Below are 12,985 nucleotides of genomic sequence, written 5' to 3'. Positions count from 1 at the left end.
ATGCGACAAACCACTCTTCGAGTCGCCCTGTTCGCCTGCTCGGCGAGCGTCTCTCTGGCGGGGCCGATCGACCAAGCCGTGTACGCCGCGGGCGACCCTGCCAAAGGCCAGGCGATCTATCAGGCGAAGTGCATTACCTGCCATGGGCCGCAAGGCAAAGGCGATGGGCCTATCGGCCCCCAGCTGAAGCCACCTGCCGCCGACTTTACGAACGCGGAAAGCAAGAAAAAGTCGGCCGACGAACTGCGTAGCACCATCGAGAACGGAAAACCCAACACAGCCATGGTGGCGTGGAAGTCGCAGCTCTCGGCAAGCGAGATCGACGATGTGTTGGCATACGTGCTGACCCTCCGCAAGTGAGCCCGGTTTCAGAACCCGTTTGGACGAAGAGGAGATTCATATGGGAGCGATCACCACGACATGGACGGCGATGGCGTTGATGATAGCGGCGGTGATCTCGGTGGAAAGCTTTGTGGGTGCCGCAGGAGCCGCGCCCAAAGAGACTCCGGAGTCGGGCTTCGTCTGGAAAGACGGAGCCGAAGTCTATGCCAAAGTCTGCGCCTTCTGCCACGAAGCCAACGTCGGGCCGACGATTCGGGGTCGCGGGCTCGATCCGACCTATATCACGTTCATAGTTCGACACGGCAACAGAGCCATGCCCGCCTTTCGCACAGCAGAGATCGATGACGAGTCGCTGGCGAAGGTGGCGGAGTATGTGTCGAAAGCCGCAGGCAACCGGTAGGGAGGGCTCACGCCATGGATATCGATCGACGCAGCCTCATGAAAGGTTTGTTGGCGGGCGGAGCCCTAATGGCGATGGGGGCTCCGTCCTGGGCGCTTGCGGCCCAGCCGACCCGAAGCGCCAAGCGGTGCATGCTGTTCTTGGGAGATAGCGCCGTGGACGATGCATTTGCGGAAGGTGTCCGGGCAGTCTGTAGGGATATGGGGATTGACGAGCCCCGGACTGTGAAGGTAGCCGGCGGGCTTCTATCCTATCCCGATCAGTTGGTCGAGTGGCTGGAACGCTCCAGTGGAGCGCGGTGGATCGCCGCGATGGACGATGCGAGTGCGGCGGTCTTTCAGGAGCTGGCAAGGTCAGCCGGAGGGCGGCTGCTTTCAGTCGGGTCTCATGCCTCTGGCAATGACGACGATCTTCCGTTTCGACATACGTGGCTCGCGGCCTCGCCCGCACAGGGTGTCGGCGGACTTCTTGCTTCGCAACTCATCGGTGCGGGTGAAAGCTTTTCGATCACAGAAGGTTTTCTCAGCGAATCATCCGCCGCGGGCGAGTTGACTGGATGGTCTGCGCCGGGGTTCTCCTCCTATCGGTCTGCCGGGTCTGAAGCGATGCATCTGCACTGCTCTGGATTCTCTGTCTCGGAGGCATGTCGAGCACTGGCCCTTGCTGATTCCGAAGGCTGGACGTCGATACCCCCGCACGTCAGCAAGCGGGAATCGGTTTCGCGGCGGTCTCCGCACTGGGTGGAATCCGTGGGCTATGCCGTGGCGGCATCGGCGTTCGGGATGCAGTCCGTCCAGGAAGCCTGTTCTGCCCGCGCGTTCGTCCATCGAACGGACGGTCCCGGTCGAAGACGGGGCGGCGTGCGCTTCGTCTCGTTTGTGATGGATGTTTAGGCCACAGGAGGTCATGCATGGCCAGCAAATTTATCGCGTTACCGAAGGGCGTCTCGGAGAAAACATTCACGGCGGCGCTCGCGGAGTTCAGGCGGGCGGTAGGCCAGGACTCCGTTCTCGTGACGGCGGAGCAGCTTGCTCCTTACATCAAGACCATGATGCCGGTTCCGGATGCGGACCATACACCCTCCGCCGCCCTCCTGGCCACGACGGTCGAGCAGATTCAGAAGATCGTCGGCATTTGCAATAAGTATAAAGTCCCGATCTGGATGATCTCGACTGGGCGGAACTTCGGGTACGGCTCGGCGGCTCCGGCGGAGCGAGGCCAGGTGGTGCTCGATCTCAAGCGGATGAACCGGATTCTTGAAGTCGATCCCGATCTCTGTTTCGCGCTGGTTGAGCCGGGTGTGACGTACAAGCAGCTCTACGATTACATCCAGGAGCATAAATATCCCTTGTGGTTGTCTGTACCGGCACCATCGGCCATTGCCGGACCGACCGGCAATACCCTGGACCGTGGTGTCGGGTACACGCCCTATGGGGAGCATTTTCTGTTTGCCTGCGGCATGGAAGTCGTGCTCGCCAACGGCGAAGTGTTGCGCACGGGCATGGGCTCCTTGCCGAAGTCCAATACCTGGCAGGTGTTCAAATGGGGATACGGGCCCTACCTGGACGGCATCTTTACGCAGTCCAACTACGGCATCGTGACGAAGTTCGGATTCTGGTTGATGCCGGCGCCTCCGGCCTTCAAGCCGTTTGTCATCCAGTATGAACAGGAAGATGACATCGTGGAAATCGTCGAGACGATCCGGCCGCTCCGTATCGGCGGCGTCATCCCCAATGCGGTCGTGATCGCCCATGCGCTGTACGAAGCGCCGACGAAGGCCAGGCGGAGCGATTATGTGACCGGCCCCGGCGCCATTTCGGATGAGGCCGTGCGGCAGATCATGAAAGATCACAAATTGGGCGTGTGGAATGTGTACGCGGCGTTGTATGGGACGCCGGAGCAGATCGAGGTGAACTGGAAGATCGTGACCGCCGCGTTCGGCAAGTCCGGCAAGGCCAAAATCCTCACGGAACAAGAGGCGGGCGAGGATCCGGCTTTTCAATATCGCGCGGCCTTGATGCGCGGCGACATGACCCTCAAGGAATTCGCCCTCTACAACTGGCGCGGCGGCGGAGGCTCCATGTGGTTCGCGCCGGTCTCGCAGGCGCGCGGGAGCGAAACGCTCAAACAGATGGCCATGGCCAAGCGCATCTTGACCAAGTATGGACTGGACTATTCGGGCGAGTTCATCGTCGGCATGCGGGACATGCACCACATCGTGGACGTGCTGTATGACCGCACCGACCCCGCCATGATGAAGGCGGCGTACCAGTGCTTTGACGAGCTGATCACCCAGTTTTCAGCGGAGGGTTACGGGACCTATCGCGTGAACACGGTCTTTATGGATAAGGTGGCGCAGACTTACGGGCCGGTCCAGCGGCACGTCCATAAAACGCTCAAGAAGGCGCTGGATCCCAATGGAATCCTGGCGCCGGGGAAATCTGGCATCCGATAACCTGACGGCATGAAGGAACACGCCATGACGAGCACACCGACCAGACACATCAAAGCCGCCGTTGTCCGCCAGAAAGGCGGGCCGTTCGAGATTGACACGCTCAGGCTGGAAGAGCCGCGCCCCGACGAAATCCTCGTCAGAGTCGTCGCGACCGGCATGTGTCACACCGACATGGTAGCGCGCGATCAGCTCTACACAGTTCCGATGCCGGTTGTGCTCGGCCATGAAGGCGCCGGCGTCGTCGAACTGGTCGGCAGCCATGTGAAGAAGCTTAGACCCGGCGATCATGTCGTGCTGACCTACATGTGGTGCGGCCATTGCAAACCGTGCCTGAACGGCGACCTGACCTACTGCGCGAATTTCTACGCGCTCAATTTCGGGGGCGCGCGTGAAGATGGGAGCACCGCCACGTATGACGCCAGGGGATCGGTCCATGACCACTTCTTCGGCCAGTCGTCGTTTGGGACCTTCACCCTTGCCCATGAGCGCAATGCCGTGAAGGTACCGACCACTGCACCGCTGGAATTACTCGGCCCTCTCGGCTGCGGCATTCAAACCGGCGCGGGAGCCGTGATGAACGCACTGAAGGTCGGCCCCGGCAGCAGCTTCGCAGCGTTCGGCGGCGGCGCCGTCGGCTTGAGCGCCGTGATGGCGGCCCGCGTTGCCGGCGCGACCACCATTATCGCCGCGGACGTGGTCCCGTCGCGGCTCGCCTTGGCCAAAGAACTCGGCGCGACCCATACCGTCAACAGCCGCGAAACCGATCCGGTTGAAGCGGTGCGGAAGATCACCGGCGGTGGAGCCGACTTCTCGCTCGAATCCAGCGGACGTCCCGCCGTGCTGCGTCAGGCCATCGATGCGCTGGCGATACGCGGTACCTGTGGCATTGTGGGAGCGCCGGCCTTGGGCACCGAAGCCAGTTTCGACGTGAACGGGGTCATGACGGCCGGCAAGCGGATTATCGGCATCATCGAAGGTGACAGCGTGCCGGATCTCTTCATCCCGAGTCTCGTCGAACTCCACCAGCAGGGACGCTTCCCCTTCGACAAGCTCGTGAAGTTCTACGACCTCGACCAGATCAACCAAGCGGCGGAGGACAGCGAGAAAGGCATCACCATCAAGCCGATCGTCCGTCTGGCGCAATCTGCAGGCTGACCGAAAAGGAGATTCTATGAATAGGCTCCCTTCCAATTGGTTGACAGTCGAGGCCTGATGGGCCGACTGTCAGGGTTGGAACCACCAACGAAAGGGGGCAAGACATGCTGTACGTGGGATTGGATGTCAGTGGCAAGAGCCTGGTGGCCTACGCGCTGACGGAGCGCAAGCAGCGTGCGTTTGAGGGGAGCGGTCAGGCGACGCGGGCCGGCCTGCGGGCCCTCATGCAGCAGATCGGGGTCGGCGCCAAGCTGGTGGTCTTCGAGGCAGGGAATCAAATGAAGTGGATCGCGGAGACCTTGAAGAAGCTGACGGAGGTCCAGGTGCATGTGGTGCATCCGAACGAGGTGAAGTGGATCACCGAGAGTCGGGGCAAGACGGATCGGGTGGATGCGAAGAAATTGGCGGAGCTGGCGCGGGCGTGACTCTTGCCGCGCGCGGTCCATGTGGTCGAGGGACGAACGCGCGAACTGCGGGAGCTGGTGCGTGCCCGCCAGCAGCTTCAGCGCAAGCGGGTGGCGTTGATCAATACGATTCGCGGCTACGTGCAGCAAGAAGACCATCGCCTGCCGGAGAAGTTCTTGGCCGGGCCGACCTGGGCCGCGAAACTGGAGCGGCTGTCGGTGAGCGCCCCGCTGCGGCTGATCATTGAGACGTTCATGACCAGCATCGACGCGCTGGCGGCGGCGGAGCAGCGGCTCACCATGCGGGTGCAGGCGATCCAGGATTCCCGCTGTCCTCTGCTGGAGAGCATCCCGGCCATTGGCCCGCTCTCGGCGCGGGTGCTGCTGAGTGCGCTGGATGACGCCCAGCGGTTTGACGACCAGAAAGCCGTGGCCAACGATGGCGCGCTGGCCCCCACCATTTATCAGAGTGGCGAGGTCCGGCGCGTCGTGTTGCAGTGTGCGCATACGGTGGTCCGCATGAAGAGTCACGGGGCCAAGCCGTTGCAACAGTTCTTCGCCCGTATTGCCCGGTGACGGGGCAGAAAGATCGCGGTCGTGGCGCTGGCGCGGTTACTGACCACGGCTTATGACGTGTTGAAATCCGGGCGGGCCTATGATCCGAGGAAGTTGCAGCCCGCGTAAGGCCGCTCGTGCGCGTGAGGATCGGGCTAGGTTGCCTCGCCCTGATGGACAGGCAAGGACAATGAGCCCGCATGTGCCTTGAGGCACGCACCTCGTTTGGGAGATTGGGCGGCTGTCTTTGAACCGGAAGGTTGGGCGACCGAGCCCGCATGGGAGGTTAACGGTCCATCTATATATTTCCGCAGGCCTCGTGTTGACTGTTGACAGAGACCCTATTCATGGGAGGCGTTATGAGGGGGGGGCGGCATACATGGCGAGGGCCTGCGATCCTAAGACGCTGACCGTCCGGCAACTCATGGAAGACGCGGTCGTGGCCGTGAGTCCCCAGACGACGGGGCTGGCCATCGCCGAGATTTTGAGCGAGCGGAACTTCGGGAGCGTCCCGGTGGTCGAGGAAGATCGGACCCTGGTGGGCCTGGTAAGCGAGTTTGACCTCTTGCGGGTCATGGATGAGGACCGGGATCTGCGGCAGGTCACGGCGGCTGAGATCATGACCTCCATGGTCGTGACCGTCCCGGAAGATATGCCGGTCAAGAACCTGATTCAACTGCTGCAAGACCGGTTCTTGATCTGGGTGCCGGTCGTGAACGGCGACAAGCTGGTGGGGATCGTGGCGCGACGGGATATCGTGTTCGGATACGTCAAGGCGCTGGCCCATTACTGGCCGTAACCCTACTGCAGAAGGGAGGTTGTCATGACAATCCTACCCCGGCTGAAAGAGTTTCTAGACGGTCATCACGTTCGCTATGAAGTTCTGGGCCATCAGGAAGCCTATACCGCGCCCGAGGTCGCGCATGCATTGCACGTGTCGGGAAAGATGCTGGCCAAGGTCGTCATCGTCAGAGCCGACGAACGGTTCGTGATGACCGTGCTTCCGTCGCACTGGAGAATCGATTTCGATCGCCTCAAAGCGGCGCTGGGGGCGCATGCTGTGCGCTTGGCTACCGAGGACGAATTCAAGGGATTGTTCCCCGACTGTGAAATCAGGACGATGCCGCCGTTCGGCAATTTGTATAACATCCCGGTGTATGTCGACCGGTCGCTCACCGAAGACGAAGAGATTGTCTTCCAGGCCGGCACTCACTTCGGCGCGGTGAAGCTCCGGTACCAGGACTTCGCCAATTTGGTCCGCCCCACGGTTGCGGAGTTTCACCAGGCACCGGCGAAGATCGCAAGTTAGGCAGGACGGGTCTCGCGCGTCAAGAGTGACCGGTTGGGCAGCGAGCTTGGCAGAGCACTCTCAGCCAATCTTTAAAAAGAGGGGACGATATGGCGAAGCCAGAAGACACACCTAAACCGACCACAGAGGAGAGCCCGCGAGTGGAAAAGCCGAGCCATTGCCTCCTCTGCGGACTGGCGGGACCGACCCTGTTGTACGGGCACTGGATCTGCGACCATTGCAAGAACGTGGTGCAGGCGGAGGCGGTGTCCCAGAAGCGGAAGATCGTCAAAGAAGGGGGCGGGCCGCTGTCTCGATAAGCCCAACGCGTCAACCCAGTGCGGGACCGTAGTCTGCGTCGCTCGATCGGATTGCATAGAGGCCGCAGGTTGCCGATCGGCAAGCTGCCGTCGGCCCTGCTGCGGACACTCCTGGCCCGCTATGCTAACGGCACTGATTCCCGTCTCGCCGTCGGCCCGGGACTCGGGCTCGATGCCGCCGCCCTCGACGTCGGAGACCAGTACATTGTTGCGACCACCGACCCGATCACGTTCGTCACGGAAGAGATCGGCGCCTACGCCCTGGCCGTCAATGCCAACGACGTGGCAGCGATGGGCGCTGTGCCGCGCTGGTTTCTGGCGACCTTGCTGCTGCCGCCGCAACGCACGAACTCTGTGGCGGTCTCGCGGTTGTTTTCCGAGATCAGCCGGGCCTGCCGGGAACTCCATGTCACGTTGTGCGGAGGGCATACGGAAATCACGGACGCCGTGACCCGGCCGGTGGTGGTCGGATGTCTGTTGGGGGAATGTCCGAAGAACCGGCTTGTCACCGCGGCCGGCGCGCGTGTAGGTGACGCGGTGCTGCTGACCAAAGGCATCCCCATCGAAGCGGTGTCGATTCTGGCGCGTGAACGACATGACGAATTGCGCCGTCGGTATCCGACTCGTTTTGTCGCACGCTGCCGCCGCTATTTCAAGAATCCCGGCGTGAGCGTCGTGCGGGACGCCCAGCTTGCGCTCGCGGCCGGCGGTGTGCACGCGATGCATGATCCCACCGAGGGAGGCCTGAGCGCCGCGCTCTATGAACTGGCCGAGGCCGCACAGGTGGGCCTGCATATCGAAGAACAGGCGATTCCAATCCTGCCGGAGGGCCGGCGGCTGTGCGAAGACTTCGGCGTGCATCCGCTGGGCGCTATTGCCTCCGGCGCGCTCCTCCTGTGCGCCGATCCGACACACGCGCCCGCCATCATCCGGCGTTTGGCGCGCGATAGGATCACAGCCGCTCGAATCGGCACGGTCGTCCCCGCCCGGAAAGGAGTCCGCCTGGTGACGCGCGACGGGCGGATACGCCCGTTCCCGCGCTTTGCCGTGGATGAAATCCTTCGCGTGATCGAAGCGTCACCCGCCTCGATAGCCAGAGTGAAACCCCATGCCTGAACCCGACGCGCAAGGCGCTGCCGATCTCCTCTGCACGGGAGATGCTCCCGACCCGTCGGAGAGCGTGTCGTCGCAACCGACGCGCATGACCTTTGCGCTGGTCCACCTCTCGGGCCCACGACGAGGGCACACTCAATATTTCGACCAGCCCCACCTTCTTCTTGGAAGCGACCCGCGGGCCGATCTCGCATTTTCTGCTGACGGCGATTTTCCGGTCGCCCCATTGCAAGCCGAACTGTACCAGTCGGAGTGTCGAGTCCGGCTGCGGAATCTCGAACCGGCATCCCGCACGCTGGTCAACGACCGGCCGGTCGACGACGTGGCGCTGACGGACCGCGACCTCATTCAGCTTGGTCCCAAGGGACCGACCCTGCGGTTCCGCATCCGCTCCGCAGAATACACCCGCTGCAAGAAGCTCCGGGAAATGCTTGCCGATGCGCGGGATGTCGCCGGGCAAGGACGATTCGATAGACGCGCCGCCGTCGGGGTGTTCATGCGGCAACTCGCCTACGAACTGCGCCAGAACGCCCCGCTCTGGACACAATTGGCCGTACTCGGCTTGCTCGTCGTGCTTATCGGAGTCGTCGCCGGTTTCGTCTACTACACCTACACAATCCAACAGGCCCATCAACGCCAGATCGACGTGCTGCTCAAAGAATTGCAGCAATCCCGCCTCTCCGAGACCGAACTGATCAAGCGGACCAACGAAGAGCGGCGACGCTTGGCCGAGACCTTGGCCGCCCACGAAGCCGAGACGAACCGCCTCCTAGCGCTGTTGGAAGAGCAACGGCAAAAGGGCGCTCCGCAGCAAGAGATCCAAGCGTTGGCCCAACGGCTTAAGATCCTGGAGACCGAGCGAACACGGGCGGAAGTGCTGATCAGGCAGTACGGGCCGTCGGTGTGTTTTCTCTACATCGCCTACGGATTCGTCCGAAAGGGGTCGCCGGAGCCTCCTTCCGTCCTCATGGAATACACCGGCACCGGGTTTCTCGCGGACTCTACGGGGTTGGTGGTGACGAACCGGCATATTACCGAACCCTGGACGATGGATCCGCGCGCAACGGCCGACATGATCAAGGCCGGCCTTGAACCCAAGCTGGTGGCGTTGCGTGCCTACTTCCCGGGACGATCCGAACCCTCTGACGTCTCCCTGGTCCGTCTCTCCGATCGAGGCGATGTAGCGATCGGGCGACTCTCGCCCATTCCGGAGGGAATCGCTCCAATCCCGATCCGACGACCTCCGCCGCAAGGGACGCCCGGTGAAGCCGTCGTCGTGCTGGGCTACCCAGCGGGCATCGAAGGCGTCCTCGCCAGAATCGAAGACAGACAAGCGGTTGCGCTCCTCAAAGGAGCAGATCACAGCCTGCAGAAGCTCGTGCAGGAGGTCGCCAATCAGGCCGCCATCCGCCCCCTCGCCACCCAAGGTCATATCAGCGACGTCGTCCCGAACCGCATCATCTACGACGCGCAGACCACATCCGGTGGCAGCGGGAGTCCGGTGTTTAACAGCCATGGAGAAATCATTGCGGTCCATTCGGCCATTATGACCCGGTTCGGCGCAATCGGCTTCGGCGTCCCGGTGGACGTGGTGATCGAACTCCTTCCGCCTCACTCCTAACGTTGAGTGCCCGGCGCAAGCTGAGGCGTTTCGCAACAATGGCCGGACCTGTGCTGGCCCGAATCTCCCCATTCGATCGCCGCTGCTGGTGCAGACTCAGGCCCCGCGCCCGCCAAACTGTTTCTGGTTTCACCGATTAGAAAGACCCGTCGATTGTCGGCAAGCCAGGCATTCGCTGTGCATTCTGAACAGCAGAGGATCGCCGTTCGGCTTCTCTGAGTTGGTCACTGAGCCGGAGCGGCGGTGAGGTGAAAGAACGATCGTGAAGCGACAACACGCCGAGATCGCAGTGGCTTTTGCGGGGAGCGGCGGTACCGGCGTCATGACGGCCGGCGAGCTGCTGCTCTCGACCGCGGCCGCTTGCGGACTCTACGGCGTCTTAACCAAAAGCTTCGGTCCTCAAATCCGCGGCGGAGAGAGTGCCTGCTTTGTCCGGCTCGGCTCGACCCCTTTTCAGAAGCAAGCGGATGACATCGATCTCCTGGTCGCGTTTGACTGGCGCAATGTGGAGCGGTTCCTGGAAGAGTTGAACCTCCGCACCGGAGCCTGGGTCCTGTTCGAAGAGACCCAAGGGAATCCACCGGACGCCTTGTCATCCCGCGCATCTCGGTGTCTGCCGATGAAATGGAAAGATCTGGCCGGCCGGGCAGGCGCAGGGAAAGGGCATCTCAATGTCCTCGTCCTCGGCATGGTCGCTTTTCTGTTGGGTCTCGACGAGTCCGCTGCTCTCGCCGCGATGACGGAACGGTTCGAAGGGGTCACGCCGGAAAACGAGTCGCTGTCGACCCAGGTAGGATTGCTTCAGGCCGGCTGGCGATGGGCAGAAGAGACCTGGGCGCAGCCGCTATGGCCTCTCGCCTCGAACTCGAAGAAAGAGGCGCTTCCGCGTTGGATCATCACTGGTAATCAGGGCATCGTGATCGGCAGCCTGCGGGCGGGTTGTGAGTTCTACGCCGGATATCCGATCACCCCGGCGACGGACATCATGGAGGAGCTAAGCGAACACCTCCCCCGCCAAGGGGGGATCGTGGTCCAGGCGGAGGATGAGCTGGCGGCGGTGGCCATGGCGATCGGCGCGTCTTTCGCCGGCAAGAAAGCTATGACCGGCACTTCGGGCCCGGGCTTCTCGCTCATGGCCGAAGGGTTAGGCCTGGCGGTGATGGCGGAGATTCCGGTGGTAGTCGTCGACGTGCAGCGCGGCGGTCCCAGCACAGGAATCCCGACTCGCACCGAGCAGAGCGATCTCTGGGCTGCCCTGGCTTCGAGCCACGGCGATAATCCCCGGATCGTCCTCGCTCCGTCTTCGATTCAGGGCTGTATCGAATTGACCGTGAAGGCCTTCAACCTGGCAGAGCGGTATCAGGTCCCGGTAATTCTGCTCAGCGATCAGCTCTTAGGCGGCCAAACCGCCATTGTGGATCCCCTCCCGCTCGACTCGATCGAGGTCGAGCAGCGCCTTCTGGCTCGTGCACCCGAAGCCGGTCGGTACCGGCGCTTCGGCACGCCAATCGCGGAGCCGGTCGCGCCCATTCCGTGGCCGGGCACGCCCGGAACGGAGTACACGGCCGACGGACTCGAACACGACGAATGCAGCCATCCCGATACCTCGCCTCAGATGCATCGCAAGCAAGCTGAGCGCCGCGCGAAGAAACTTGCTCTTCTGGCAACCGCCGCCGGCTGGATCGAACGCTGTGGCGATCCCGACGCCCAAGTGGGCCTGATCGGCTGGGGATCGACCGGCGGAGTCGTCCGCGAAGCCGCCCACGCGGCGCAGGAACGGGGCTTGACGGTGACAGGACTGATCCCCCACTTACTGTTTCCTCCACAGCCCGATCTGCTGAACCCACTGCTCAAGACGCTCCACACCCTGTACGTGATCGAGTTGTCCTCGCTCGGCCAGTTCTATCGCTACCTGCGCGCCTGGTACGACCTCCCTCCCCAGGTGGTCCCTATCGCCCGCGCGGGCGGCCTTCCGTTTCGAACCGCAGAGGTGCTGGCGGAGCTGGAGGCCGGCAGCGGAATAAGATCGCTGCAATGACACAAGAAACTCAAGATCTTCACGACAACTGATGACTTCATCCGACGCCAAATCGTATCAATCGGATCTTCGCCCCGTCTGGTGCCCCGGCTGCGGTGACTACGGAGTCCTCGCCGCCTTGTGCCAAGCACTGGCGGCGTTGAAGATCCCGCACGAAGCGCTAGTGGTCGTGTCGGGGATTGGGTGTTCGAGTCGGATGCCGGGGTACATTCACAGTTATGGATTTCACAGCATCCACGGCCGGGCCATCCCTTTGGCGACCGGGATCAAGCTGGCCCGACCGGACCTGACCGTTCTCGTCACGATGGGGGACGGCGACGCCTACGGCATCGGCGGCAATCACTTCCTCCATGCGGCGCGGCGTAACCTGGATCTCACCTGTATCATCATGAACAATCAGGTCTATGGCATGACCAAGGGCCAAGTCTCGCCGACCACGCCGTACGGCGATCGGACCAGCACAACGCCCTATGGCTCCATCGAGCCGCCCGTGCACCCGCTCCTGCTCGCCCTGGCGGCCGGCGCCACCTTTGTCGCGCGCGGTGCAAGCTGGGAGGCTAAACACTTGGCGGCGCTGATGGCTGAAGGGATCCGGCATCGCGGCTTTTCGGTCATTGACGTGTTGTCCCCCTGCGTCACCTTTCGACCGGAGGACCTAGCCTATTGGAAGGAACGGACCCGGACGGAAGACATTTCGCCCGCGCACGATCGGCTGGACGCCTTGCACCGCGTGTTCATCGACGGTGGACGAACACTAGGCCTGATCTATCAGGAGGGCCGGCCGACCTATTGGGACGAGTGGACGGCGAAAGTTCCGGTCGCGAGGGCTCGCCCCGCTGGGCCCACGGGGTTGGACGCAATCGTCGCCGGGCTTTCGCGTGGCCGACCAAGAGGCTGAGTCGGCACGCGATCGACTGGCAGGAAATGAACCACATGCCTGATGAGCCGGTGCCGCAAGCTCCAGCGATTCTCAAAGCCATCCAGGCCGCCGAGCGGAAGGTAGAGCGGATGGTCCGCGCGGCGGAGCAGGAAGCGGCGGTCATCGTGGAGCGCGGTAAAAGCCAGGCTGAAGCGCTGCTCGCGGAGAAACGCCGGAGCCTCGACGAGAAGCTTCAACGCCTCCGGGAGGAAGCCGCAAGCGAGGTGGAGCGGGAAGGTGAACGACTCGTGCTCAAGGCCCAGATCGAGGCCAATGAGCTGAAAGCCAGGGCCTTGAGCCGGCTGGACGAGGCCGCCGGGCTGGTGCTGCGGCGCATTTTGCCGATGACGGAGGGCGAATAGCTCCGAGCGATCC

General features: G+C 62.6%; 15 protein-coding genes. All 15 read left to right on the top strand.

Features of this window, described 5'->3' with window-relative positions; genetic code table 11:
• The 15 genes from ACWHTU_RS05310 to ACWHTU_RS05240 all read left to right on the top strand — a co-directional run bounded on the left by ACWHTU_RS05310 (window position 1) and on the right by ACWHTU_RS05240 (window position 12,972).
• Entirely contained in the window at window positions 1-360 is a 360-nt protein-coding gene (locus tag ACWHTU_RS05310; RefSeq protein WP_447862235.1) for a c-type cytochrome, read from the top strand.
• A gap of 79 nt (window positions 361-439) precedes the next feature.
• Window positions 440-742: a c-type cytochrome gene (locus ACWHTU_RS05305; protein WP_447863313.1), complete on the top strand. Its 303-nt coding sequence runs from the start codon at window positions 440-442 to the stop codon at window positions 740-742.
• A gap of 14 nt (window positions 743-756) precedes the next feature.
• The gene (locus tag ACWHTU_RS05300) at window positions 757-1,635 is read left to right on the top strand and encodes a twin-arginine translocation signal domain-containing protein (RefSeq protein ID WP_447862234.1); all 879 of its coding nucleotides are present in this window, start codon (window positions 757-759) and stop codon (window positions 1,633-1,635) included.
• Window positions 1,636-1,652: 17 nt separating this feature from the next.
• Window positions 1,653-3,197 carry an FAD-binding oxidoreductase gene (locus tag ACWHTU_RS05295; RefSeq protein WP_447862233.1) on the top strand — a complete coding sequence of 515 codons (1,545 nt, stop codon included), beginning with the start codon at window positions 1,653-1,655 and terminating at the stop codon, window positions 3,195-3,197.
• Window positions 3,198-3,221: 24 nt separating this feature from the next.
• Complete coding sequence (locus tag ACWHTU_RS05290) at window positions 3,222-4,352, top strand: NAD(P)-dependent alcohol dehydrogenase (RefSeq protein WP_447862232.1); 1,131 nt, start codon at window positions 3,222-3,224, stop codon at window positions 4,350-4,352.
• Window positions 4,353-4,456: 104 nt separating this feature from the next.
• Complete coding sequence (locus ACWHTU_RS05285; RefSeq protein ID WP_447862231.1) at window positions 4,457-4,777, top strand: IS110 family transposase; 321 nt, start codon at window positions 4,457-4,459, stop codon at window positions 4,775-4,777.
• A 3-nt stretch (window positions 4,778-4,780) separates the two neighbouring features.
• Window positions 4,781-5,332 carry a transposase gene (locus tag ACWHTU_RS05280; RefSeq protein WP_447862230.1) on the top strand — a complete coding sequence of 184 codons (552 nt, stop codon included), beginning with the start codon at window positions 4,781-4,783 and terminating at the stop codon, window positions 5,330-5,332.
• 358 nt (window positions 5,333-5,690) lie between these two features.
• Complete coding sequence (locus ACWHTU_RS05275) at window positions 5,691-6,110, top strand: CBS domain-containing protein (RefSeq protein ID WP_447862228.1); 420 nt, start codon at window positions 5,691-5,693, stop codon at window positions 6,108-6,110.
• Between the two features lie 24 nt (window positions 6,111-6,134).
• Window positions 6,135-6,620, top strand: a complete 486-nt coding sequence (locus ACWHTU_RS05270) for an aminoacyl-tRNA deacylase (protein WP_447862227.1) — start codon at window positions 6,135-6,137, stop codon at window positions 6,618-6,620.
• 89 nt (window positions 6,621-6,709) lie between these two features.
• The gene (locus tag ACWHTU_RS05265; RefSeq protein ID WP_447862225.1) at window positions 6,710-6,919 is read left to right on the top strand and encodes a hypothetical protein; all 210 of its coding nucleotides are present in this window, start codon (window positions 6,710-6,712) and stop codon (window positions 6,917-6,919) included.
• 69 nt (window positions 6,920-6,988) lie between these two features.
• Window positions 6,989-8,035 (top strand): AIR synthase-related protein, encoded by a 1,047-nt coding sequence (locus ACWHTU_RS05260; protein ID WP_447862224.1) that lies wholly within the window; start codon window positions 6,989-6,991, stop codon window positions 8,033-8,035.
• Window positions 8,028-9,653, top strand: coding sequence for a trypsin-like peptidase domain-containing protein (locus ACWHTU_RS05255; protein ID WP_447862222.1), 1,626 nt, complete (start codon window positions 8,028-8,030; stop codon window positions 9,651-9,653). Before ACWHTU_RS05260 ends, ACWHTU_RS05255 begins: the two co-directional genes overlap by 8 nt.
• A gap of 262 nt (window positions 9,654-9,915) precedes the next feature.
• A complete protein-coding gene (locus ACWHTU_RS05250; RefSeq protein WP_447862221.1) occupies window positions 9,916-11,691 on the top strand; it encodes a 2-oxoacid:acceptor oxidoreductase subunit alpha in 1,776 nt (591 codons plus the stop codon).
• Between the two features lie 31 nt (window positions 11,692-11,722).
• Window positions 11,723-12,589 carry a 2-oxoacid:ferredoxin oxidoreductase subunit beta gene (locus ACWHTU_RS05245; RefSeq protein ID WP_447862220.1) on the top strand — a complete coding sequence of 289 codons (867 nt, stop codon included), beginning with the start codon at window positions 11,723-11,725 and terminating at the stop codon, window positions 12,587-12,589.
• A 35-nt stretch (window positions 12,590-12,624) separates the two neighbouring features.
• Entirely contained in the window at window positions 12,625-12,972 is a 348-nt protein-coding gene (locus ACWHTU_RS05240) for a V-type ATPase subunit subunit G family protein (protein ID WP_447862218.1), read from the top strand.
• Window positions 12,973-12,985: the final 13 nt, after the last annotated feature.

Source organism: Nitrospira calida, from assembly GCF_976986435.1.
Note: the sequence above shows the minus strand (reverse complement) of the source record. Positions and strands in the feature narration are given on the sequence as shown.